A 24,069-nucleotide genomic window follows, 5' to 3' on the forward strand; every position below is an offset into this window, starting at 1 on the left:
ACAGCATTAAAAGGGCCGCTCGAGTTTCCCGAGCGGCCCTTCCAAATGTCTAGCTTCAGCCTATTCTTATTTCCTATGCATTTTAAACTCTAAAAAAAGTTCATTGTAGTAGGCAAGCATTCTTTTCCCCAAGTTATCATATACTTCCAGTTTTTCGGTCAGTTCTGGACTAGGGTAAAAGCGCTCATCTTCCGTAATCTCTTTAGGCATAAATTCCAATGCTTTCGCGTTCGGTGTGGAGTAGCCGACATACTCTGCATTTTGGGCAGCATTTTCCGGATCAAGCATGAAATTGATAAATTGATGCGCACCATCCACATTCCTCGCGGATTTAGGAATGACCATATTATCAAACCACAAATTTGAACCTTCCTCGGGGATGACATAGTCAATATCCTCATTTTGGTCCATCATATCAGCAGCTTCACCAGACCAAGTAACACCTATGGCCGCTTCTTCATTTGCCATGAGCAGTTTTATCTCATCGCCGATGATTGCCTTAATATTTGGTGTCAGTTTATCGAGTTTTTCCTTTGCCTCTTGAAGATGGCCCTTATCCTTATCATTCAAGGAGTAGTGGAGACTGTTTAGCCCCATTCCCATGATTTCCCGAGCGCCGTCGACGAGAAAAATTTGATTTTTCAAGTCAGGATCCCATAGGTCATTCCAGCTTGTCAGTTCTTTTCCACCAAGCATTTTTGGATTATATACAATCCCGACCGTTCCCCAAAAATAAGGGATGGAATATTTGTTTCTAGGATCAAATGAGAGATCTAGATAATGTTCATCAATGTATTGTAAGTTCGGCAATTTTTCATGATCGAGCGGTAAAAGCAAATCTTCCTCTTTCATTTTGCTGATCGCATACTCTGACGGAATCGAAATATCGTATGCATTTCCACCTTGAGAAATTTTTGTCATCATCGCTTCATTAGAATCAAAAGTTTCATAAACAACTTTCATTCCCGTTTCTTTCTCAAACTTTTTGATTAAATCTGGATCAATATAATCGCCCCAGTTGTATATACTTAGTGTATTTCCGCTTGTAAAACCCTGGGAGGAGTTCATTTGTGTCGATAAATATAAAAGGGCAAAGGAAACAATAAAAATCAGTGAAAATACCCTAACGAGTTTCATCATAATTTCCTCACCCCCGCTGCGGCAGATTTAACATTGCGCTGATTAATAAAGTAATAGCCAATGACAAGTGCGATCGTAAACAAGAAAATAAGCGTTGATAAGGCATTGATTTCAAGTGAGATCCCTTGGCGCGCCCGTGAATAAATTTCGACTGACAATGTAGAAAATCCGTTCCCTGTTACGAAAAACGTGACAGCAAAATCATCCAATGAGTATGTTAACGCCATAAAAAAGCCGGCAAAAATGCCTGGTGTAATATAAGGCAAGATGACTTTCGAAAGAATATCCCAGTTGCTCGCACCTAGATCACGAGCGGCATCAATTAATGATGAACTCATTTCCTGCAGCTTTGGGAGCACCATGATCACAACAATCGGAACGCTGAAAGCGATATGTGAAAGCAAAACAGATGTAAAGCCGAGTTTGATTCCAATAATCGTGAAGAAAATCAGGAACGATGCTCCAATGATCACATCTGGACTAACGATCAACACATTATTCAGCGTTTGCAGCGTGTTTTTAGTCCGAAGTTTTTTTACATACATAATGGCAAGAGCACCTATTATCCCAAGTATGGTAGAAATTGCGGCTGACAACAGTGCAATGATCAACGTATTCAGAGCAATAATGAGCAACCGTGTATCCTGAAACACTTCCGTATACCATTCAAGCGTAAAGCCTTCAAAATTTCTCATAGAACCACCGCTGTTAAACGAGTAATACATCAAATAAAGGATTGGCGCATACAAAATAAGAAAAACGAAGAATAAATATACATTACCAAGTTTGTTCTTTCCCCTCATGCCAAATCACCTCGCTTCCGGTGGCCTGTCAAGATCATAATGACTGCCATCGCAATGATTAAAAAGACGGCGATCGTCGCACCCATTCCCCAGTCTTGAGTAACGAGGAAATGCTGTTCAATGGCTGTTCCAAGCGTGATGACACGGTTCCCCGAAATGAGCCTTGTAATCATAAACAATGATAGTGCCGGGATAAAGACCGCCTGACATCCCGATTTCACCCCATCGAGCGTTAATGGGAAAATAACCTTTCGAAATGTTGTCCATGCTGACGCTCCAAGATCGCTCGCTGCATCGATAAAGGAAGGATTCAATTTTTCCAGTGCATTATATACCGGTAAAATCATAAATGGAATAAATATATAAACAGCAACAAAGATGAAACTAAAGTCAGTGAATAAAATTTGCTTTGAGCCAATTCCAATCACTTCTAAAAAACTATTAGCGGGGCCGTATGCTCCGAATAGGCCGAGAAATGCGTAAGCTTTCAAAAGCAAATTAATCCAAGAAGGTAATATAATTAATAGTAACCAAAGCTGTCTATGCTTTGTTTTCGTAAGTAAATACGCTGTTGGATAGGCGATTAACAAAGAAAAAACTGTAATGAGAAATGCATACCAAAAAGAGCTCAGTGTCATTTTTAAATAGACAGGAGTAAAAAACTTCTGATAGTTTCCAAGCGTGAAATTGCCTTCGATATCAAAAAAGGAATAATAGAAAACGAGTAAAATGGGCGCCACTACAAAGAAAATAATCCAAAATACGTAAGGGATAAGATAAAAATTCCGCGTCTTATTTTGCATGGCTAACCTCATCATAAGCTTCCAAACGTTTGTCAAATTCTTCTTCTGTTTCCCCGAAGCGCATAACATGGATCGCCTCAGGATCAAAGCGAAGCCCGATTTCTTCTCCTGCTTGAGCTTTCTTCGTTGAATGGACAAGCCATTCGTTCCCTGCTTGATCGTAGCAGCAAATTTCATAATGAACGCCGCGGAATAGCTGGGAATCCACTTGGACGTGTAAATCTCCTTGTTCACGTGTAGTAATCTCCAAATCCTCAGGTCTAATGACAATTTCTATCTTTTCATTCGGGTTCAACCCTCGGTCCACACACTCATATTGCTTTCCGCCGAATTCCACCTTGAAATCCTCGATCATAACACCATCGATGATATTTGATTCGCCAATGAAATCAGCGACAAATCGATTAATCGGCTCATCATAAATATCGATTGGCGTCCCGCTCTGCTGAATTTTCCCTTTATTAATGACAAAAATTTCGTCTGACATCGCTAACGCTTCTTCTTGGTCATGAGTAACAAAAATAAACGTAATACCAAGTCGCTGCTGCAATTCCCTCAATTCATACTGCATCTCTGTCCTAAGTTTTAAGTCGAGCGCCGAGAGCGGTTCATCAAGAAGGATGACTTCCGGTTCATTGACAATCGCCCGCGCTATCGCAACACGTTGTTTTTGTCCACCCGACATTTCAGTTATTTCCCGATTTTCATATCCGGCAAGGTTGACGAATTTAAGTGCTTCTTTTACTTTTTCGTCTATTTGAGCTTTTTTCATTTTTTTAATCCGCAGCCCGAACGCGACATTTTCAAAAACATTTAAATGCGGGAATAAGGCATAATCTTGAAAAACTGTATTCACTTGACGCTCATTCGCAGGAATATTATTAATTTTTTTACCGTTAAAATAGATTGCTCCTTTTGAAGGTTCAATAAAACCTGCAATCAAGCGAAGGATTGTTGTCTTCCCACAGCCTGATGGGCCAAGGAGGGTATAAAATTTACCTCGCTCAATTTCAAAGCTGACATCATCTAAAATTACTGCATCATCATATTGCTTTGACACATTTTCAAAGCGAATAATTGTATTATTTGTCATTATAGGCCCTCCAATTAGTTTCATATTATAAATAGGAATCTGTCGCTACTAAAAGTAGTTCGGATTTTCCTTTGTACGCATTCGTAATTTGATGTTCGTCAGCCGCGTGAAAATAAATCGCCTCGCCTGCTTTTGCATAGTATGTGCGTCTCCCAAGCTTAATCATCACTCGTCCGCTCAGCACATACGCAAATGTTTCTGACAAAGAAGGCTCGAATTGTTTAAATTCACCTTTTTCCTCAAGAGTGAGACGGATCGGCTCCATTTCCTTTTCGTTTGATTCCGGAACAAGCCATTGAATTTCGTATCCCCGTTCTTCATCGATGTAGTCCGTTTGATCATCTTCTCCGTACACCACCTTCTGTTCCCTTTCTTCCTCATCAAAAAACTGTTTCGGTGTACAGCCAAGCACTTCAAGAATGTTGAAAAATGTATCGATAGACGGAGAACTCAATTCTCGTTCGAGCTGTGAAATATATCCTTTACTTAAATCTGTACGCTCACCAAGTTCTTCCTGGGTCAGCCCTTTTTTCAGTCGCAAATTTTTTATTTTTTTCCCGATTTGCATTTATCAGAACCTCATTTATGTTTATTATAAGTAAACAGCCAGTAAACTAAGTTTACTTATACAATACTTTGAGTTTACTTTTAGACTCAGTATATTATACCTAAATGCCAAAATACTGCAATACTATTTTTAATAATTTATTATGAATAATTGATGGTAGATTTTTCATGAAAAGAGGCGATTTAATTTGTTGACATTGATCCAAAACGGAGACATTTACGCTCCCCATTTTTTAGGAAAAAAAGATATTTTAATAGTGGATCAAAAAATTGGATTTATTCAAGATCAAATTGAAATGCCGGATGAATTTGTGGAGATACGCGTGATTGATGCCACTGGGAAAATGGTCGTTCCTGGCTTCATCGATGCACATGTTCATCTCATTGGTGGCGGTGGCGAAGGCAGTTATAAAACGCGCACTCCCGAATTACAATTAACGGATGCTACACTAGCAGGAGTTACTACATTGGTTGGTGTCCTAGGAACTGACGGAACAACGAGGACGATGTCGAATTTAATTGCGAAAGCGCGTGGATTAGAAGAAGAAGGACTCACTTGCTTTGTCCAAACGGGTTCTTACCAAGTTCCAGTCAAAACGCTGACAGGTAAAATTGAAGATGACATCATTTTAATCGATAAAATTATCGGCGTAGGAGAAATTGCGATTGCCGATCACCGATCATCACAGCCGACAGTTGAAGAAATGGCAAAAATTGCTTCTGCTGCACGCATTGGAGGCATCTTGTCTGGAAAATCCGGAATAGTCAATATTCATGTCGGCGATAGTCGTGAATGTTTGAAAGTGATTGAAGAAGTTGTGGAAACAACATCCATTCCGATTCGCCAATTTTACCCGACGCATATGAATCGCAACCGTCATTTGTTCGAGGCCGGAATCGAGTTCGCGAAAAAAGGTGGCTATGTTGATTTTACAACGAGTACGATCCCGCAATTTCTTGAAGATAGCGAATTAAAATGCAGCATCGCTTTAAAAAAAATGCTTGAAGCAGGTGTTAACTCTTCGCAAATTACGTTTACGTCGGATGGACAAGCAAGCTTGCCGGAATTCGATGAGAACGGTGAATTCATCGGCTTGCAAGTTGGAAAAGTCGCTACATTGTTTGAAGAAGTTCGCGATGCCATTCTTAGCGAAGGGCTGGCACCCGAGACAGCGCTCCGCGTGATTACCGAAAATCCGGCAGCAATCTTGAAGCTTGCTCAGAAAGGGACGATCGCAGAAGGAAAAGACGCGGATGTCGTCATTTTGCATCGTGAAACATTGGAGATTGAAACAGTTATTGCGATGGGTCAAGTGATGGTGGAGAATGGGGCTGCAGTAGTGAAAGGAACGTTTGAATAATCAATCGAAGGCATATATATAATTGCGTTTATGGATTGATGACCTTATTTTGAAAGAACGAAATTGGGTCTTCAATCGCCGGATTGAGCCTTATCAAAGCTAAAATCATAAATGAACATGTCATACGGCCAGTACGCCCCTTCAAATCTCGGAAAAAACGAAATTAGGGCTCCAATCTTAACGGCCCTCATTCCTTTTTCACTCTCGTCCCCCGAACAAATTCGGCTGCATCTTATTTTCACGAACTAATTCCAAAAATGTATCCAGCGCTTTTGTTTTATAAGGCGACAAGGTAACGATGGAAAACTCTCTAGTGAAAGGAAGTCCGTCAACTTGGACAATTTTTAAAGCTTCCATTGAGAGCTCTTTTCTGATTGCCCATTCAGATAGCAAACTGATGCCAAGACCTGCTTCGACCGATTCTTTAATGAGCTGGATGCTGCCGAATTCCATCATTTTTCCGGGGCGAATTCCGAGTAATCGAAACATTTCTTCCGTGGCATCCCGAGTACCGGATCCATTTTCTCGGACAATCCAAGTCGCTTCCTCTAGTTCATGAGCCTCAATCTTCCTGTCCGTACGAGCGAGTGGATGACCTGGCGCCATAACGATATACATCGCATCTTTCGCAAATGGCTCGATCATTAATTTATTACTTTTAAAATCGCCCTCCACAATCCCAACATCCATTTGATGTCCGAGAACGAGTTCAGCGATTTCTCTTGTGTTTCCAATCGTAATGGAAGGATTGACAAGCGGAAATTGATCGAGCATTTTCGCAATAATATGAGGAAGCACATATTCTCCGAACGTATAGCTCGCACCGATGTTGATTGGTCCACTTGTTTTATTCGTCACATCATCGACCAACCGCTGCATTTTCGTGTACAGCCCTAATATTTCCTTTGCATGATGATAGACGATTTCCCCCGCTTTGTTTAACCTCACATATTTATTACTTCGTTCCAAAAGTCTCGTCCCGATTTCGCGTTCAAACGCTTGGATATACTGGCTAACAGCTGGCTGGGTCATATGCAGCTCCTCCGCCGCACGTGAAAAATTTTCTTTTTCAGCTACAGTTACAAACACGTGTAATTGCTGATCCACCGCTTTTCACTTCCCATCATATACATTTACTTATCATCACTATTATAATGATTTATTTTCCTTATATCTAAAAATAAATTATGCTAGGAAAAGCGAAAGCGCTTTGCTTATGGTCTATAAGCGTAAAAAGCACTTATTTTACGGAGGTTCCTATATGTCAAATGAACTTGGCCAAAGATTACCCGCAAAACAATCGGTTTCAACTGCGATGGCGGGCGGAATTGCATTTACTTTCTTCATCGCCTTTCTAGGTTATTTACTTGCCAAAGCACCTGGTTTTAATTTAGTTGGACAATTGGCCTCGGCGATTGTAATTGCAATTGTATATCGTCAGCTTTTCGGATATCCCGAAGCACTTCGACCCGGAGTCGTTTTCTCATCGAAAAAACTACTCCGACTTGCCATTATCCTTTACGGGCTAAAACTAAATATCCATACCATATTACAAGACGGGCTTGGTCTTCTTGTCGTTGACGCTGGTGTCATTATTTTTTCCATCTTTTCTATTGTCTGGCTTGCTAAACGATTAAAGGCGAATCCGACCATTTCTCTTTTACTCGGGGTCGGAACCGGCGTTTGCGGTGCTGCCGCCATTGCGGCAATTGCACCGATTATTAAATCAAAAGACGAGGATACAGCAATTAGCGTCGGGATTATTGCCCTTGTCGGCACGATATTCGCGATTATTTACACCGTTTTACGGCCAATTATTCCGTTAACAGATGCAGAATTCGGGGTTTGGGCAGGAATCAGCCTCCATGAAATTGCACAAGTCGTTCTAGCTGCTGCAGCTGGCGGACAAGAAGGATTAGCAATGGGTCTACTTGCAAAACTAGGGCGTGTTTTCCTATTGATTCCTCTTTGCTTTATATTTATGTATTGGATGAATCGCAAAGCTGCTGGAGATAGCGCTTCTGCCAAAATTGACTTTCCTTGGTTCCTGATCGGATTCATTGCGATGAGTATTCTTGGAAGCTATGTATTTGGCCACTCCATCCCGGTTTCAGACGAAGCATTAAACGCCATCTCAACCGGTACGACATGGATCATCACCGCCGCCATGGTTGGCCTTGGACTGAATGTCAGCCTGCTCGACGTCCGAACAAAAGCCCTAAAGCCACTCATCGCCATCGTGACCGTATCCATCCTCCTATCGGTACTGACATTTTTAATAGTATAAGAAATTCGACAAGTGACAGGCACGCCCCGGATTTTGTCGAAAAAAAGGCCCCTGGGTCCATTTCAATTTGAAGTGAATCCAGGGGTTTTGTCTTTTATGGTTTAGCCGGCATTGGCTTTTTGGCCTTGTTGCAGTTGGTACATTTGATAGTATTTGCCTTTTCTCTCCATTAGTTCGTCGTGGTTGCCGCGCTCTACGATGGCTCCGCGGTCCAAGACTAAGATTTGGTCTGCGTTTTTGATTGTGGACAGACGGTGGGCAATAATGAAAGTGGTCCGGCCTTTTTTCAGCACTTCCATCGCCTCTTGAATGATTGTTTCTGTTTCCGTATCGATGCTTGATGTCGCTTCGTCCAAAATCAAGATGGCTGGGTCGAAAGCAAGCGCGCGTGCAAACGAAATAAGCTGGCGCTGTCCTGATGACAATGTGCTTCCCTTTTCTACGACTGGCTCATCATAGCCTTTTTCAAGGTTTTTCAATACTCGGTCTGCTCCGACCGCTTTCAGCGCAGCCTCCACTTTATCGCGGGTGATCCGTGGATCATTTAAGCTAACATTTGAAGCAATTGTTCCCGTAAACAAATATGGATCCTGCAATACGATGCCCATATGGTCGCGAAGCGTCTGTTTCGGAAAGTCTTGAATGTTTTTTCCATCGATGCGGATTTCTCCTTCATTACAATCATAAAAACGAAACAGCACGTTCATAATCGAGCTTTTTCCTGAACCTGTATGACCGACAAGTGCCACCGTTTCCCCTTGTTTCGCTTCGAAATGAATATCCTTTAAAACATATTCGTTTTCCTTATAGCCAAAATAAACATGGTCAAAGGTGACGTTTCCTTTATATCGATTCATTTTTTCGACGCTTACTTCTTCTCCTTGTTCATCAAGCAAACGGAACACGCGCTCCCCCGCTACGAGGGCCTGCTCCAGATTGGAGAACTGAGTCACAATATTCGTGATTGGATGGAATAAACGGTTAATATAATCGACATATGCATATAAAACACCAATCGTCACAACCGAATGAGCTCCAAGTGCATCGCTACCGAAATACCAGATGAACCCGACAAAAACAAGATTCCTTAAAACACCCACAAAGTTATGTGATGATAAGGCGTCCAATATTAATAGTTTGTTTCGATATCGGAAATATGTTTCATTTAACTCTTCAAATTCCTTGCTCATCTGCTTTTCGCGTCGGAATGCCTGAATGATCGTCATCCCTTGGATTGATTCATTGATCATCGCATTCAATTCACTAATTTTTGAGCGGACTACATGATTGTACTTCGATGCGAATTTGCGGTAGAACAGCATCCAGCCGTACAATATTGGCAACAGGATCAAACAGATCATTGCTAACTTCACATCTAAAATAAACATTGCCACATAAATCCCGGTGATATATATGATCCCAGTAAAAAAGTTAGATAATACAGCCACATACAGTTCACGAATGGCTTCCGTATCATTTGTAATCCTTGCCACTACTTTTCCTGCTGGTAAATTATCAAAATAGCGGATAGGAAGCCGCTGAACATGGCTGAAAATATCGGTTCGCATTTTTTGAATAATCCGGTTTGCCGCTTTCTGCAAATAAAAATATTGTCCGTAATGAAAGATTGCCGCAACAACGAACAAACAAAAGTAAAAGACCATAAGCTTAATCATCGACGGTATTTCAGGTTGATAAAAACTGATCGCCTCACTGATTGAAAGCTTTTTCGCATCATATGTGGTTGTTTTCCCCTGATTAGAAATCGTCAGTTTTCCTGTTTTTACGGAGCGATCTCCTTCAAACGGTACTTCCTGATCAATAAAATAAAAGCTTCTGCCTACTTGTAAAATAGTCGCTTTCTCGCTATTCTCGGAAACTTTTCCTCCATCTGCGTAAATGCCTCTAACATACGATTTCCCTTCAAAAAGGACGGAAGATTCCGTTTGGTCTGTTTCCAACCAGTGATCCTCGACACCTAAAATATGTTCATCAATTAATTTTTTCACTACAAATGGGCCAAGGACATCGGCGCCGACCGATACAGTGAGCATCGCCAGCGCGGCGATAATGAGCCCTTTGAAAAATAATGCATATCGGAATAATCGTTTACCTACCATTATGAATGCACCTCCTCTGCGAGCGAATCTTCCACTTGCTGTCTATCATATTGTTCTTTATACCAGCCACCCGCTGCGAGCAGATCCACATGTGTCCCTTCTTCCACAATTTTTCCATCATCAAAGACGATAATCCAATCGGCATGCTCAATCGCAGATAATCGGTGTGTTGTAATAATAGTTGTTTTCCCGCTGCGCTCTTTCCTTATATTCCTGATGATCCTTGACTCTGTTTTTCCATCGACAGCTGACAATGAATCATCCAAAATCAACAGGTCGGGATTTTTGATGAGGGCTCTCGCAATGGAAATCCGCTGCTTTTGCCCACCTGAAAGTGCTACGCCTTTTTCGCCAACGAGCGTCTCAAGCCCCTCTGGCAACATTTCTAAATCTTTTTCAAAGTATGCAAGGCGAATCGCTTTCCTAAGCTCTTCCTCTGTTGCGTTTTCATCGCCGAATAAAATATTTTCCCTCACACTTCTCGAAAACAGCACATGATCCTGAGGTACATAGCCCATCCAGCGCCGTACTTGATCTTTTGTTTGATCAGACATACTGACATCAGAAATGATGATATCGCCATCACCCATCGGATATTCGCGCAATAATTGCTTAATGAATGTCGTTTTACCACTTCCGGTTTTACCAACAACACCAATTGTTGCCCCGCGCTCAATTTGGAGGGAAATACTCTTAAGATTATCCGTTTTTGCGGATGGATATCGGAATGTCACATTGGAAAACTGAATTGATTCCGGGCGTTCAATCGTTTTTGGCGATAGCGGATCTTTCACATCTTCTTCATAGCTTAATGTTTGCTGAACACGGTCCAATGAAGCATTTCCGCGCTGCATAATATTAATTAATTCGCCAATCGCAAACATTGGCCAAATGAGCATGCCTAAATAAACGTTAAATGCCACGAGATGTCCGAGCGAAATTTCTTGATGAAAAACAAGATACGTCCCGTATGACAGCCCAATAATATAGCTAACCCCTGTAATCACTTTCGTTACTGGGTTAAAAAGCGCGTCAATTCTCTCTACATGGATGTTTTTTTGATACACATCCTCAGTCATATTTTGAAAATCAGCTTCACTGGCGCGCTCCTGGACATAGGCACGAATAACGCGTACCCCTGCAACCGATTCAAGCACCCGGTCATTCATATCGCCAAAGGCATCTTGCGCCTTAATAAAACGATCATGGATTTTTGCACCAAAAATCGTAATAATCCACGCTAAAACCGGTAATGGCAATACAGCGGCGAGTGTGAGTTTCCACGATACAAGGAATCCCATTGTCAATAAAATCGTCAACATATACATCGTCGAGTCAAATAAAGTCAAGATCCCGAAACCTGCTGTCATCGAAACGGCCCTTAAATCGTTTGTTGCTCTCGCCATCAAGTCGCCCGTTCGATTTTTTTCAAAAAAGGTCGGCGTCATCTTTAACAAATGGTTCATAAACCGGGACCTGAGCATCTTTTCGACGATGAACGCCCCTCCGAATAATTGATGCTGCCAGACGTAAGTGATTCCGTAGTTAAGCATCGTTCCGCCTGCCAAAATCCCGATATAGATCAATAACGTATTGATTGTTAATGACCCTAAGAAAATATGGTCAATCGCCTTTCCAAGAATAAACGGCGGAATCACTTCAAATACATTCGCAAATCCAAGTAGCACAAGCGCAATAGCATAGCGCTTCCAATGTTGTTTAAAAAACCAGCTTAATTTTATTAGTACATCAAACATAAATTAACCCCCTCTTTTTCTACCTTTCGATCATAGCTACCCACTCTCCAGCTCCATCATTTTCATCAGTAAAACAATCATGTTTGTCATCGTATTTCCTCCTTCACATTATATTTCTAGCCAAAAACACAAAAAAGCATAGCTGCGCCCTTAAAAATGTGCGCAGCTATGCTTCACATAAAAAAGACACAGGGGTATTGTGCGCCTGTGTCTTTTCTTGAAAATTGATTATCCTAATATTTAAGATCGACAGGCCACTTTCATATTCAGTTTTTGATCGTATACAATGAACTTTTTCATGATTCGCAGCCTCCCTTTCTTTAAAATTAATAATTGTTTGAATGTTCATATCTTAGCATGCGCTATTTATCAGTGTCAACGCTTTAACAAATGATTCTTCAGACATAATCCGACAAAAAGCTACATGAAAAAAGAGGAAGTTTATGACTGCCCGATTCATTATTTATTACTATCTAGATGTTAAAATGGCCTCGGACTAAGTAATGCCCTCGCTTTGTTAATTGTCTCCATATATTCACGCTCAGCGACCGACTCGGCCACAATCCCAGCACCAGCCTGCAAATAGGCCTGCTGATCTTTAATGACGAGTGAGCGGATCGCCAAGGCGAAGTCGACATTCCCGTTTGCATTGACATATCCAATCGCACCGGCATAAACACCACGTTTCGCTTCTTCCAGCTCGTTTATAATTTGCATGGCTCTAACTTTCGGCGCGCCGGAAACAGTGCCAGCAGGTAGGCAGGAGATCAATGCATCAATCCCAGACTTTCCGTTCTCCAAAGTCCCTTCTACTTCCGAGACAATATGCATGACGTGGCGATAGTGTTCGATTTTCATATAGTCCTTAACCTCAATACTATGTTCCTCACAAATCTTGGACAGATCATCACAGCTTAAATCAACGAGCATCCGATGTTCCGATAGTTCTTTTTCATCGGCTAAAAGTTCTGCAGCAAGCGCACTGTCTTCTTCCGAAGATTGTCCCCTTGGCCGCGTCCCTGCAATTGGATTCGTCGAAACTTGACGGCCATCCGTTTTAATAAAGCTTTCCGGCGATGCACCGAGAACGACATAGTCGCCAAAATCAACGTAAAACATATATGGCGATGGATTTGAGTTTCTTAATACCCGGTAAAAGTGGAATGGATCGGCTTCAACACTGCCCTTCATTCTTTGTGATAATACAACTTGCTGGACCTCGCCGGAGATCACATGCTCCTTCGCTTTTTCAATGCGATGGATAAATTCATCCTTATCCATTTGTGGTTGAAAATCGATTCCACACTCCGCAAGTGACTCATCTGCTTCTTTTCGGGAAATTTGCTCCTCCAATTCCACAAGCCGCTGCTCAAGCTCTTCTTCTGATCGGCTTCTATCCAAATCAATCGCCAAAATATAGATGGACTGGGCTAAATGATCAAAAACAACTGCATCTTCATACACCATGAAGTGAATATCCGGCATGCCGATTTCGTCTTTAAGTTCCAAGCCGATTTGTGCGTACTGACGAATCGCATCATACCCTACATATCCAATTGCACCCCCGTAAAAAGGAAATGGCAGCTCTAAATCTAACTTTGGAAGGGATGATTGCAATGTTTGGAGTGGCAGTCCTGTTTCTTCCTTCATAACAGTCCCATCAGTAGAAACGACCATCGCTTTGTCAGAGGAGCCGACCACTTCCATGATTGGATTTACACCGATAAACGAGTAACGCCCTTGTTCACTATGCTTTAGGGAACTCTCAAGTAAGAACTTTTTCACACCTTCCAACCGCAAAAATACAGTAATCGGCGTCAATACATCACCATTCAATTTTGTCATTTTAAAATTTACATTCTTCGTTTGCATTTTTCATTCCCCTCTCTATTTTTCAATACAAAAAGCCCCCAATAAATGCATGTATCTGCATTTATTGAGGGCGATAATAACCGCGGTGCCACCTCGAATTAGGACCCCTTAACGGGTGCCTTTCTCATTCAGGCACGGGAACAATTCCGATGCCCTATCCATATAACGGCGGAAAACCGTGTTTCCCTACTATATTTTCAGGAAACCACTCACAAGTCCATTCAGTCTAAGCTTTCGCACCGGATTCCCACCATCACCGGTTCTCTGTTCCGAAATCATTAGACTTACTCTTCTTGATCAACGTTTTTGTACATATTTTATTTTTCGAATTGTCTAGCTACAGTCGCCAGCCCCTCGAGGTCACAAGCCAATCGCTTCGGAAGGCAAAAGACGCCTTCTGTCAGCGCTTGTCTTGTGCTTGTCGGAGGCCCGCAGGATGCGGGTCACATCGGCGTTGCCAAAGGACGTGGCGCTCTTAGCTGATGTTCCTTTGTAGGCGCCTTCCGCTTTTCCACGCAAAAAGGCCCCTCATCCAAAGGACGAAGGACCGCGGTGCCACCTTTTTTAGCTGAAAAACAGCTCTCTCAACCTCACGCATGCATATTGATCACACACATGGGGGTTCCCTTGTAACGACGGGATTTTCGCCAAAGCCTACTCCTTACATGAAGGTTCGGTTTGGAAGCTCAGAAGTCCATTCCTCTGTACGTACACACCGGTTTGCACCAACCACCGGCTCTCTACAGTGACACACAGGCTACTACTCTTCATCATTGCCTAATTTTTTATTAGTTGATAATGATAATATTAAAAATATTCGGTAATGTCAACCATTATTTTCCGAGCATTAACCGATGGTTGCCAAAAAGCTTTACAGCGATTGGAAAAAGAAAAGCAATGAGCAGTACATAGCTTCCGGCTGCAATCGCAAATGCACTTGCAGTCAACTGGCCGCTAAAAGCATCACGGACGAACAAGAATAAGTTCATAACCGGCGCCAAATAGAGTGGAAGATTTAAAGTTTCACCAGCAAAAAACATGAATAACATCGGGAATGTAATAATACCGATCACCGGTGTAATATAGTAGCCCGCTTCTTTTACCGAATTTGCCAGCATACTTAAAATCATTTGCACTTCAGCAATGAATATAGCAAACAGGATAATTAACACAAGGCTCATGGTCACAAATTCAGCTGGATTTATAATGGTTGCCAGCCCTTTTTTCAATTCTGTTGTAAAGTTCATGAGTAAGCTTATTACCCCAACGCATAGGAGTCCTGTAAAAATACCGAGCAGTGCAATGGTTAACCATTTTGCGATTAATATTTTCATTGGTTTTACCGGCGTAATAAGAAGTGCTTCAATCGTTTTCTTCTCTTTCTCCCCCGCAAAAAGCTCTGTTGCTGACGGATACGAGCCGTTGGCGATGGCAATAGGAATTAGCAAAGGTATCAAAATAGCGAGCATAAATGATGCTATCGCATTATCTTCATCTTTCGTCGCTTTTGCTTCAATCTGGAAAACTTCGACCACACTGCTGTCAATATTTTGTCCCGCTAGACGAAGTTGAACAGTATCTTGCTGCCATTTGGTGAATGCTGCCATGGCTAAAGTAGATGCCTTGGAAGAATCTTGGCTGCCCGGATCGAAGATGATTTTAACTGGGACTGTTTCCTGTAATTCAAGTTTCCCTTTCCATTCAGGATCGAGAGCGAGCCCAATCTGAACCTCTTTATTTTCGACTGCTTTTTGTACATCACTATAGGTTTCAATCGTAAAAGTCGGCAAATAGGTACCTATCTGTGCAAGCAATTCTGAATCTGTACCTGATTCGACCGCCATCGTAAACTCATCTTCATGATCGGAAGTTAGAATTTTATCATAGAAAATGGTCAGCCCAGCCATCATCAAAATTGGAAAAAGTACTAGCAACGTAATGCTTCGTTTATCCCGAAGAACATCTTTCATTTCTTTTAAAAAAATTGTTTTAAACATATAGATCACCCCTGACAACTTTAGATGTGAATAAATAGTTGAGATCGCGGCTGTTTTCTTGTGCGTAAAGCTCTTCAAGACCGCCCTGATAGACCAACTGGCCTTTATGGATCATAATGACATCTTCACAAAGCTGAGCAATTTCGTCCATAATATGAGTGGAAAACACAATCGTTTTCCCTTCACTTTTATACTGGTAAATGAACTCTCGGAAAATGTTTGAAGAAGTAATATCAAGCCCTGTCGTTGGCTCATCGAACAGGACAATATCCGGATCATGGATAAGCGTACGTGCAATCGCAACTTTTTGTTTCATACCTTTAGAGAAGCCTTCCACTTTTCGATCCAAGTACTTCCGCATGCCGAACCGCTTCGCAAGCATTTCTATTTGATTTTTAATATCATGTGATGTCATCCCGTACAGGTTGCCGAAATACTCTAAATTCTCACGTGCTGTCAATCTATTATACAAGCCAGTTTCTGACCCAAAGAGGACACCCAACCGTGAACGCACCCGCTCTTTATGTTCAAAAATATTCTGGCCTTCGAGCGTGACCGTCCCTTCATCTGGTTCAATTAACGTGCAAAGCATGCGAAGCAACGTCGTTTTTCCAGCTCCATTTTCTCCAATCAAGCCGACAACATGCCCTTTTTTAATGTCCAGTGAAATATAATCGACGGCTTTTACTATTTGCTTTTTATCTTTAAATTGTTTGGAAACCTTATCAACAACAATCATGCCGTTCATCTCCTTATCCGTGATTCTTAATTGTATTGTAAGACTAAACCTCATCTTCGTCTGCCATCCGGTCGCGAAAAGGGAGTTACATGTCGCGAATGGGGCGAAAAACTTCATCAGCGGCTTTTACGAAAATGTTTTATAATATGGAATAGTATGGTAAAAGGAGACGTCATCGGATGATCAAAGTGGGTATTGTGGATGACAGGGACATTGACCTTGATAAATTGAAGTTTATTTTAGAAGGCGAAGAGGATGTTAAACTTATTTTTGCCACAACAAATCCTGAAGAAGCTTATAAAGAGATACAAAAAAACGAAATTGATTTATTAATCGCGGATATCGAAATGCCAGGGATTTCTGGATATGAACTCGCAGACTTGATTCAGACACACGGGCTGCTCATTACGGTCATTTTTGTCACAGCTAAAAGTGGGTACGCAGTCCATGCCTTTGAGCTGAATGTTCATGATTATATTTTAAAGCCGTATAAAAAGGAACGATTACTGCAGGCGCTCAATAAATACAGGGAAAAACAGCATGCCGGCAACCTGACAGGAAGGCTTATCCTTAAGCAAAAAGGACATATTGAAATGATCCCGAAAAAAGATATCATTTTTGCGGAACGTACTGGCCGTTCAACAACCATACATACAATCAATGATACATATGAAGCATACTTAACAATGAATGAACTCGAAGGAAGCTTGCGCGAGAATAATTTCATCCGCTCACACCGCTCGTTCCTTATTAATTTGCACTATGTAAAAAGCTTTTCTATTTATACAAAAAAGTCATATAGCGTCTCTTTTGAAGGCACGAAGCAAATCGCGATGCTGACGAAAGAGAAAATGGATTATTTACAAAAATATTATTTTTGAGGTGTGAAGCCCTTGATCATGCTCATTCCATGGATTGTTGCCATTGTGTGGACAGCTTCGATAAACAGTCTTATGATGACGGGCCTGCTTGTACCAGGAGCAATATGGCAGCTGTTTGAATTTAATAGAAAACCAGTTCCTTGTTCTTGGAAGGTCATTACTGCCGGGATGCATTCATCTTGGTTATTAGCTGCCATTTTAACAGATTCACCTTACATAACAGTTGGATTATTATTGCAGCTTGGGGCATTGAAGTTCATGTCTTTAAGTTTCCGCTCAGAGATGGATAAAAATAAGGCGATGATTGGAAACTATGAGCAGCAAACAAACTTATTACATGAGCTAAGACAGCAGCGACATGATTTGCAAAAGTATACGGCCGTACTTCAGCATACGGAAAATATAGATACATATAAAAATGAAATTCGTGATCGCTATACGGAAATAGATGACTTATTACGAGGGGAATCCAATGTCGGGGCGGGCGTTCTTTTTTCCTATCATGACCAAGCGCGGGACAAAGGGATTTCGCTGGACTATCATATACAACAAGCTGTATCCGGTCTTCCCCTTTCTGACTATGAACTTGTGTCTTTTATTAGTAATATGTTAACAAATGCGCTGGAAGCTGCTGAAGAATATCAAACTAAAACGAAAAAGCAGGCAGAAATTGTCTTCCATAGCAGGAAACAAACCGGCTTTTGGATCATTACTTGTAAGAATCATACCATGCCACTCGAAAATGAGACGATCGAACGAATCTATACAAAACGGGCACACACAACAAAGGGTGGAAGCCACGAAGGTATCGGAACACAGCAAATCATGCGGATAGTGAAAAAGCATCATGGTGTTCTTGATTTTATTGCAGCCGAAAACAATTTTACATTAAAAATTAAAATTCCTGATATGCAAAACGGGGGTTAACAACTTGGAAAATAATCAATGCGATGAGCAGACAGTCGTAGAAACATGTCTTTTAGCTGGCAGGATTATGATGCAAAGCGGTGCAGAGACATATCGTGTGGAAGATACGATGTTGCGTATGGCTTCATCATGTGGCTTGCCGGAAAGCCAGAGCTTCGTGACGCCTACAGGAATCATTTTTTCATTGGAAGGCCTAAACCCCACTCATTTTGTCCGGATCAGTGAACGGGGCACGGATTTAGAGAAAATTGCAAAAGTAAACGACATTTCCCGAAGAATGGCGAGCAAGGAACTAACAGCTAGAGAGGCTTTTTTAGAGCTAAAAAACGTGGACGAAGCGAATCTGTCATTCCCAATCTGGCTTCAGATTATTGCAGCAGCTCTTGCAAGCGGTAGTTTTTTGATTATGTTCAAAGGTAATTGGTCAGATTTCACACCTGCATTGCTCGTCGGCGGTACAGGTTTCTCAATACTTCTGCTTACTCAACATTCTACAAAGGTAAAATTATTCGCCGATTTTTCGGCAGCGTTTGTTATCGGGCTGTTGGCGCTGTTTATGGTGAAAGCCGGTTTCGGCCTTGAGCTTGATTTGATTGTCATCGCGTCAGTTATGCCGCTTGTACCAGGGCTCTTAATTACCAATGCCATCCGCGATCTCATGGCAGGCCATTTCGTATCGGGCGTCTCCAAAGGAGCAGAAGCCTTTTTAACTGCATTTGCGATAGGCGCGGGAGTGGCTGTCGTGTTTTCGTTATGGCTATGATAATTGCGGAAGGAGATTGCCTATGTCTTATTTTCTTACCCATCTAATATTAAGCTTCATCGCAGCCACAGGCTTCGGAATCATTTTTAACGCACCAAAGAAATCCTTGGTTCAATGCGGGCTCGTTGGGATGATCGGATGGATTGTCTACATCGTGATGTCTGATGCTGGTGTAGATGTTGTCCAGGCCGCCTTCTCTGGAGCTTTTACCGTTTCGTTGATTGGGCATGTGATGGCAAGACGTTATAAAACACCAATCATTATTTTCATTGTGGCAGGCATTATCCCCCTCGTACCTGGGGGATCTGCCTATGATGCGATGCGCCACGTCGTCAGTAATGATTATTCTGGTGCCATTCCGCTTGCAACGAAAGCTTTTATCATATCAGGAGCGATAGCCATGGGACTCGTGTTTGCGGAGGTGTTTGTGCAATTCGTGTTGAAAAGTGTAAGATACTTAATGAACAAACTCTCCAGCGGATAACTGGAGAGTTTGCTCTTTTATTTCTTGTTTTGATCCAATCTTCCTTTGAAATTTACCCGGTAGTTAATATAGTTGATGATCAAACCGAGGATCATGCCAACCGCGATTACAATATAGCCGACATTCGTTTGCACTTTCAAGCCATACCAAAGAACAGCTATGTATAAAAATACTACGAGAATACGAATTAAAAAATATTTTTTCATTATTAAACCTCCCGTTTCTTCATGGCTTAACTAGCTTTACAGCCATAAGCATGGCGATCGAGATAAGGATTGTACATCCCACCCATAACCACGCCATTTTCATATTACCAGATTCAATGGCGACATAGATGGCCGTTGGAATCGTTTGCGTTTTACCAGGAATATTTCCGGCAAACATTAGTGTAGCTCCGAACTCACCGAGCGCTCTCGCAAAGCTTAAAATGCCTCCTGAAATGATTGCTTTAAAAGACAGCGGTATTGTAACATACAAAAAAGCCAACCAATGTCCGGCCCCATCGACGAGTGCTGCTTCTTCAATATCTTTATCCACACTTTCAAACCCAGTCTTCGCAGATTGGTACATGAGCGGAAGTGCCACTACCGACGAGGCGATCACAGCGGCCCACCATGTGAACATGACTGGCTTGTTAAAAAACCATTCTATCACTTGTCCAAACGGACTATTTTTACCAAAGGCAAAGATTAATAAAAACCCAATTACTGAAGGTGATAATACTAAAGGCAACAGAATCGCCGTTTCTACAATCGTTTTTCCTTTAAAATCAGTTTGCGCCATAAATCTGGCTACTAAAACTCCAAAAACCAAAACGATTAAACCAGAAATACACGCAACTTCCAGTGATAATTTTATCGGAGACCAAAAATCAGTTGCCATTATTCTTCCAATCCTTTAAAACCATACTTTTTCAGAACGGTTAGCGCCTCTTCACTTTGTAAATATTGATAAAAAGTCGTGGCTTCATCCTGATATTTGCTGGTCTTTACAATGCCAAGTGGGTAAACAATTGGTTCATGCATTTTTTCGTCAATTGCCGCTGCGATTCTTACTTTATTGGATGAAAGTGCATCCGTCCTATATACGATCCCTGCATCCACATTGCCTGATTCAACATATGTAAGTACTTGCCGGACATCCTTTGTGTAAACCAATTTCTTGCTGACCGCTTTCAAGACACCTTCAGCTTCCAACGCTTCCTCCGCGTATTTCCCGGCAGGTACTGAGTCTGGAGTACCAATGGCCAGTTTATCTATCCCCAGTAAATCCGCCAACGACTGAATAGTCTCGCTCGATTCAGCAGGAACAATGAGCACGAGATCGTTCCCTATCAATATTGTTGAGTTCTGTTTTTCAATTAGACCTTCATTAACTAGTTCATCAAATTTATCGACTGCTGCTGAGAAGAATAAATCGACGGGAGCCCCTTGAGAAATCTGCTGCTTTAAGGCTCCTGACCCGCCAAAATTATAAAGGATTTTTGTATTTGGATGGTCTTTTTCAAAAGTATTTTTTATTTCACCTAGAGCTTCCTGTAAACTGGCGGCCGCTGAAATGGTCAATTCTACTTTTTTATTCGCGGGCTGACAAGCTGTCATTAAAGTCATCAACAAAATTAATATTAATATTAACCTAAAACCTTTCAATGCCTGCCATCCTCCCAATAATCTACTGATTCTACTATAAAGGAATCTACAGGAAATGTCATAATAAAAACCGACCCTTGGAAGAGTCGGCTTCATCAATTTATTCTTTTTCACTTGGAATTGCACAGTTGCCATCTACACAACTCGCATCATCGGCATCTCCAGATAAATCCTGAAGAACAGGAGCGGCATTTTCTTCCTGCCATACTTTTTCAAGTGCTCCGAGAAACGTTTCAGGGGGCTGAGCACCGGAAATCGCGTATTTTTGATTGATTACAAAAAACGGTACGCCACGCACTCCAATTTGCTGGGCGGTATTTTCATCATATCGTACGTCATCAGCATAAGCCTGTTCATCGTTAAGAATGCCGGTTGCTTCTTCTCGCTCAAGTCCCGCTGTTGCAGCAATATCCGCGAGTGTATCTTTGTCACTTAAATTCTTCGATTCTGTAAAATAAGCATATAGTAATTTCTCCGTGAGCTCGCTATCCTTACCTTTTGTCTTGGCGAAATGTACGAGCCTATGTGCATCAAACGTATTCGTTGGTTTCATATTGTCAAAATTGAACGTCAAGCCGACGCTTGCAGCTTGCTGACCAATTCCTTCGTTCGTTCTTTTAGCTTCTTCTACACTCATGCCATATTTAGCCGCGAGTACTTCATGGATTTTTTGATTGCTGTCCTTTGGAGAATTCGGGTCTAGTTCATAGCTTTTAAATTCCACTTCCACTTGATCGCGATGAGGAAAATTCGATAGCGCTTCTTCAAGCCGACGTTTCCCTATATAGCAAAACGGACATACAAAATCAGACCATACTTCTATTTTCATCTCTACACCTCGTTTTTACTTTCTTTTATAACCTTTTAGCATCATAGCTGCCAAGAACACGGACATGATGGCCGTATGTTTCCAAAATGGCGATAGCTTTTTTCAAGTTGTCCTCTTCTATACCCAGTGCCGCTTCAATGAAAAATCGATATGTACCTAATTTTTTCTTCGTTGGTCGTGATTCGATCCATGTGAGGTTGACTCCGAGCGATGAAAAAACGTTTAAGATAATCGCCAGCAAGCCGGGACGGTCTTCAGTAGGCGTAATCAAAAGCATCGATTTAGACACATTCCGTACTTCATTTTGAAGTTTTGAAACGATTAGAAATCTCGTTGAATTGCATTCATGATCGTGGATATCTCTTTTTGCAATGTCCAAATCAAATGTTTTTGCAGCCCATTCAGACGCTACTGCACCAACATCCTCCCTGCCCTCTATCCGAACAGACTCAGCCGCATTTGCGGTACTGCTGTAATGCTTGGTTTCGGCTTGTATTTCCTTCGTGAATTTTCTGCACTGGGCCAATGCGGGCGGAATCGACCATATTTCCTTTATAGTTTCCAAACTTGCCCCTTTTACCATCAATAAATGTAATTTAACAGGTAGAATGGCTTCCCCTTCGATCCACACATCGTAATTCACTAAACCATCGGTTGTCATCGTAATTGTGCCTTCGATTGCATTTTCAATCGGTACAATTCCTTTTTCCACTTGCTGCTCATCTACCGCTTCGAGCACGTCCACTATATTCCCATACGGGATCGGCTCAATATCTGTATTTGAAAAATAACGCATTGCCGCTTCTTCTGAAAAAGTTCCTCTAGGTCCTAAATAAGCTACTTTCAAAATGAACAAACTCCTTTTTATCTACTTCGAATTCTCAAAATTATAATATAATTCGAAGAAAAAGGACAGTAAAGCAGCTGAAAAATCGCTTCGGCTAATCCCCTGCTGCTTTGCGACGTGGTGAACATAAACTTGCTTGAATAAAGAGCACATAAAAAGGACAGCAATAGCTGCCCTTCCACAATTACTTATTCAACGCTTCCGTCAATGGAGGCACGATTTGTTTTTTACGAGATACAACACCTTTAAGCACCGCTTTATTATCATCTAGCGTCACATTGAATGCTTGCTCAACTGTTTTTGCTGCTTGGCCGACTGCGATTGCAGTTGAATCGTTCGTCAAAATATCCGTAACGACAAACAAGAATAAATCGAGTTTTTTCTCAGCAACGAGCTGTGATAATGCCTCTTCAATTTCTGCTTTTCGTCCAAGTACTTCCTCAACACCAATCGCATTCACTTGGGCGATTTCTACTCTTGCATTGCCCATTTTGAATTCTTTTGCATCCAGTGAAAGCAGTTGGTCAACTGTTTTACTGCTTACGTCCGCTCCAGCTTTAAGCATATCGAGTCCATAAGCCTCTGCGTCCACGCCAGCAATTTCTGCTAGTTCACGAGCAGCTGCAATGTCTTCTTCCGTACATGTTGGCGATTTAAACAATAAAGAATCTGAAATGATGGCGGATAGCATAAGCCCTGCCATTTGTTTACTGATTTCTAAATTATTTTCCTTGTAGATTTTTTTCAAAATGGTTGCAGTACAGCCAACAGGCTCAGCACGGAAATATAGCGGGTCAGTTGTTTCAAAGTTTGCGATTCTGTGATGGTCAATCACTTCTACCACTTGTACGAGACCAATATCGTCCGCACTTTGCTGACACTCGTTGTGGTCAACTAAAATGACTTTATTCGTTTCGTCCGCAACTGTCGCGACTTGACGTGGTGCTGTTGCTTGAAAATAATCTAAAGCAAACTGCGTTTCACCGTTTACTTCTCCGAGACGTACAGCTTCCACATTTAATCCAAGCTTTGTCTTTACATCTGCATAAACGATTGCTGAACAAATTGAATCCGTATCAGGGTTTTTATGCCCAAAAATAAGAATTTTCTCCATGATTCGTCTCCTTGCTATATGTAATTGAAGGAGAGA

Annotated in this window: 23 protein-coding genes and 2 other annotated features; of the genes, 6 read left to right on the forward strand and 17 right to left on the reverse strand. The window is 41.6% G+C overall.

The features are described 5' to 3' along the window. Positions 1 to 66: 66 nt before the first annotated feature. From KHA88_RS16210 to KHA88_RS16230, 5 genes are read right to left on the reverse strand one after another with little or no spacing between them, the layout of a single operon-like run. Positions 67 to 1,140, reverse strand: a complete 1,074-nt coding sequence (locus KHA88_RS16210) for an ABC transporter substrate-binding protein (protein WP_213122502.1) — start codon at positions 1,138 to 1,140, stop codon at positions 67 to 69. Further along, complete coding sequence (locus KHA88_RS16215) at positions 1,137 to 1,943, reverse strand: ABC transporter permease (RefSeq protein ID WP_213122503.1); 807 nt, start codon at positions 1,941 to 1,943, stop codon at positions 1,137 to 1,139. The genes KHA88_RS16210 and KHA88_RS16215 overlap by 4 nt, the downstream gene beginning before the upstream one ends. Beyond that, positions 1,940 to 2,746, reverse strand: coding sequence for an ABC transporter permease (locus tag KHA88_RS16220; protein ID WP_213099131.1), 807 nt, complete (start codon positions 2,744 to 2,746; stop codon positions 1,940 to 1,942). The genes KHA88_RS16215 and KHA88_RS16220 overlap by 4 nt, the downstream gene beginning before the upstream one ends. Next, complete coding sequence (locus KHA88_RS16225; RefSeq protein ID WP_213099130.1) at positions 2,736 to 3,839, reverse strand: ABC transporter ATP-binding protein; 1,104 nt, start codon at positions 3,837 to 3,839, stop codon at positions 2,736 to 2,738. The genes KHA88_RS16220 and KHA88_RS16225 overlap by 11 nt, the downstream gene beginning before the upstream one ends. Positions 3,840 to 3,864: 25 nt before the next feature. Then, on the reverse strand, positions 3,865 to 4,407 hold the full coding sequence (locus KHA88_RS16230; RefSeq protein ID WP_213108340.1) for a helix-turn-helix domain-containing protein: 543 nt from the start codon (positions 4,405 to 4,407) through the stop codon (positions 3,865 to 3,867). 187 nt (positions 4,408 to 4,594) lie between these two features. Between KHA88_RS16230 and iadA the strand changes: the two genes are divergently transcribed. Next, positions 4,595 to 5,767: a beta-aspartyl-peptidase gene (iadA, locus tag KHA88_RS16235; RefSeq protein WP_213099128.1), complete on the forward strand. Its 1,173-nt coding sequence runs from the start codon at positions 4,595 to 4,597 to the stop codon at positions 5,765 to 5,767. 198 nt (positions 5,768 to 5,965) lie between these two features. Here the strand turns inward: iadA and KHA88_RS16240 are convergent, their stop codons facing one another. Then, positions 5,966 to 6,874, reverse strand: coding sequence for a LysR family transcriptional regulator (locus KHA88_RS16240; protein WP_213108342.1), 909 nt, complete (start codon positions 6,872 to 6,874; stop codon positions 5,966 to 5,968). 208 nt (positions 6,875 to 7,082) lie between these two features. Here KHA88_RS16240 and KHA88_RS16245 point away from each other — a divergent pair, with 208 nt between their 5' ends. Continuing rightward, positions 7,083 to 8,054: a YeiH family protein gene (locus KHA88_RS16245; RefSeq protein WP_430413719.1), complete on the forward strand. Its 972-nt coding sequence runs from the start codon at positions 7,083 to 7,085 to the stop codon at positions 8,052 to 8,054. Positions 8,055 to 8,155: 101 nt separating this feature from the next. Here KHA88_RS16245 and KHA88_RS16250 read toward each other — a convergent pair whose 3' ends face one another. From KHA88_RS16250 to KHA88_RS16270, 5 genes are all read right to left on the reverse strand, one after another. Continuing rightward, positions 8,156 to 10,174 carry an ABC transporter ATP-binding protein gene (locus tag KHA88_RS16250; protein WP_249308649.1) on the reverse strand — a complete coding sequence of 673 codons (2,019 nt, stop codon included), beginning with the start codon at positions 10,172 to 10,174 and terminating at the stop codon, positions 8,156 to 8,158. Then, positions 10,174 to 11,931, reverse strand: a complete 1,758-nt coding sequence (locus KHA88_RS16255) for an ABC transporter ATP-binding protein (RefSeq protein ID WP_213122504.1) — start codon at positions 11,929 to 11,931, stop codon at positions 10,174 to 10,176. Before KHA88_RS16255 ends, KHA88_RS16250 begins: the two co-directional genes overlap by 1 nt. Positions 11,932 to 12,411: 480 nt before the next feature. Next, positions 12,412 to 13,803 (reverse strand): anthranilate synthase component I, encoded by a 1,392-nt coding sequence (gene trpE, locus KHA88_RS16260; RefSeq protein ID WP_213099124.1) that lies wholly within the window; start codon positions 13,801 to 13,803, stop codon positions 12,412 to 12,414. A 63-nt stretch (positions 13,804 to 13,866) separates the two neighbouring features. Beyond that, positions 13,867 to 14,113: a binding site (T-box leader), on the reverse strand. Between the two features lie 222 nt (positions 14,114 to 14,335). Beyond that, positions 14,336 to 14,586 (reverse strand) — a binding site (T-box leader). Between the two features lie 50 nt (positions 14,587 to 14,636). Continuing rightward, positions 14,637 to 15,800, reverse strand: coding sequence for an ABC transporter permease (locus tag KHA88_RS16265; RefSeq protein ID WP_213099123.1), 1,164 nt, complete (start codon positions 15,798 to 15,800; stop codon positions 14,637 to 14,639). Continuing rightward, positions 15,793 to 16,539 carry an ABC transporter ATP-binding protein gene (locus KHA88_RS16270; protein ID WP_213099122.1) on the reverse strand — a complete coding sequence of 249 codons (747 nt, stop codon included), beginning with the start codon at positions 16,537 to 16,539 and terminating at the stop codon, positions 15,793 to 15,795. Before KHA88_RS16270 ends, KHA88_RS16265 begins: the two co-directional genes overlap by 8 nt. A 179-nt stretch (positions 16,540 to 16,718) precedes the next feature. Between KHA88_RS16270 and KHA88_RS16275 the strand changes: the two genes are divergently transcribed. From KHA88_RS16275 to KHA88_RS16290, 4 genes are read left to right on the forward strand one after another with little or no spacing between them, the layout of a single operon-like run. Continuing rightward, positions 16,719 to 17,420 (forward strand): LytR/AlgR family response regulator transcription factor, encoded by a 702-nt coding sequence (locus KHA88_RS16275; RefSeq protein ID WP_213099121.1) that lies wholly within the window; start codon positions 16,719 to 16,721, stop codon positions 17,418 to 17,420. 18 nt (positions 17,421 to 17,438) lie between these two features. After that, on the forward strand, positions 17,439 to 18,347 hold the full coding sequence (locus KHA88_RS16280) for a sensor histidine kinase (protein ID WP_249308695.1): 909 nt from the start codon (positions 17,439 to 17,441) through the stop codon (positions 18,345 to 18,347). 4 nt (positions 18,348 to 18,351) lie between these two features. After that, entirely contained in the window at positions 18,352 to 19,110 is a 759-nt protein-coding gene (locus tag KHA88_RS16285; RefSeq protein WP_213122505.1) for a threonine/serine exporter family protein, read from the forward strand. 22 nt (positions 19,111 to 19,132) lie between these two features. Then, the gene (locus tag KHA88_RS16290) at positions 19,133 to 19,594 is read left to right on the forward strand and encodes a threonine/serine exporter family protein (RefSeq protein WP_213122506.1); all 462 of its coding nucleotides are present in this window, start codon (positions 19,133 to 19,135) and stop codon (positions 19,592 to 19,594) included. Positions 19,595 to 19,611: 17 nt separating this feature from the next. On the opposite strand, the gene KHA88_RS16295 is transcribed toward KHA88_RS16290, so the two are convergent. The 6 genes from KHA88_RS16295 to KHA88_RS16320 all read right to left on the reverse strand — a co-directional run bounded on the left by KHA88_RS16295 (position 19,612) and on the right by KHA88_RS16320 (position 24,033). Continuing rightward, on the reverse strand, positions 19,612 to 19,800 hold the full coding sequence (locus KHA88_RS16295; protein ID WP_213108351.1) for a hypothetical protein: 189 nt from the start codon (positions 19,798 to 19,800) through the stop codon (positions 19,612 to 19,614). A gap of 19 nt (positions 19,801 to 19,819) precedes the next feature. Further along, positions 19,820 to 20,476, reverse strand: coding sequence for a molybdate ABC transporter permease subunit (gene modB, locus KHA88_RS16300; RefSeq protein ID WP_213108352.1), 657 nt, complete (start codon positions 20,474 to 20,476; stop codon positions 19,820 to 19,822). Then, entirely contained in the window at positions 20,476 to 21,204 is a 729-nt protein-coding gene (modA, locus tag KHA88_RS16305; protein WP_213108484.1) for a molybdate ABC transporter substrate-binding protein, read from the reverse strand. Before modA ends, modB begins: the two co-directional genes overlap by 1 nt. 139 nt (positions 21,205 to 21,343) lie before the next feature. Continuing rightward, positions 21,344 to 22,072 carry a DsbA family oxidoreductase gene (locus KHA88_RS16310; protein WP_213108353.1) on the reverse strand — a complete coding sequence of 243 codons (729 nt, stop codon included), beginning with the start codon at positions 22,070 to 22,072 and terminating at the stop codon, positions 21,344 to 21,346. A gap of 25 nt (positions 22,073 to 22,097) precedes the next feature. Next, positions 22,098 to 22,919, reverse strand: coding sequence for a prephenate dehydratase (pheA, locus tag KHA88_RS16315; RefSeq protein ID WP_213108354.1), 822 nt, complete (start codon positions 22,917 to 22,919; stop codon positions 22,098 to 22,100). A gap of 184 nt (positions 22,920 to 23,103) precedes the next feature. After that, the gene (locus KHA88_RS16320; RefSeq protein ID WP_213122507.1) at positions 23,104 to 24,033 is read right to left on the reverse strand and encodes a manganese-dependent inorganic pyrophosphatase; all 930 of its coding nucleotides are present in this window, start codon (positions 24,031 to 24,033) and stop codon (positions 23,104 to 23,106) included. Positions 24,034 to 24,069 lie beyond the last annotated feature (36 nt).

This window comes from Lederbergia citrea, assembly GCF_018343525.1.
Lineage (GTDB): Bacteria > Bacillota > Bacilli > Bacillales > Bacillaceae_C > Lederbergia > Lederbergia citrea.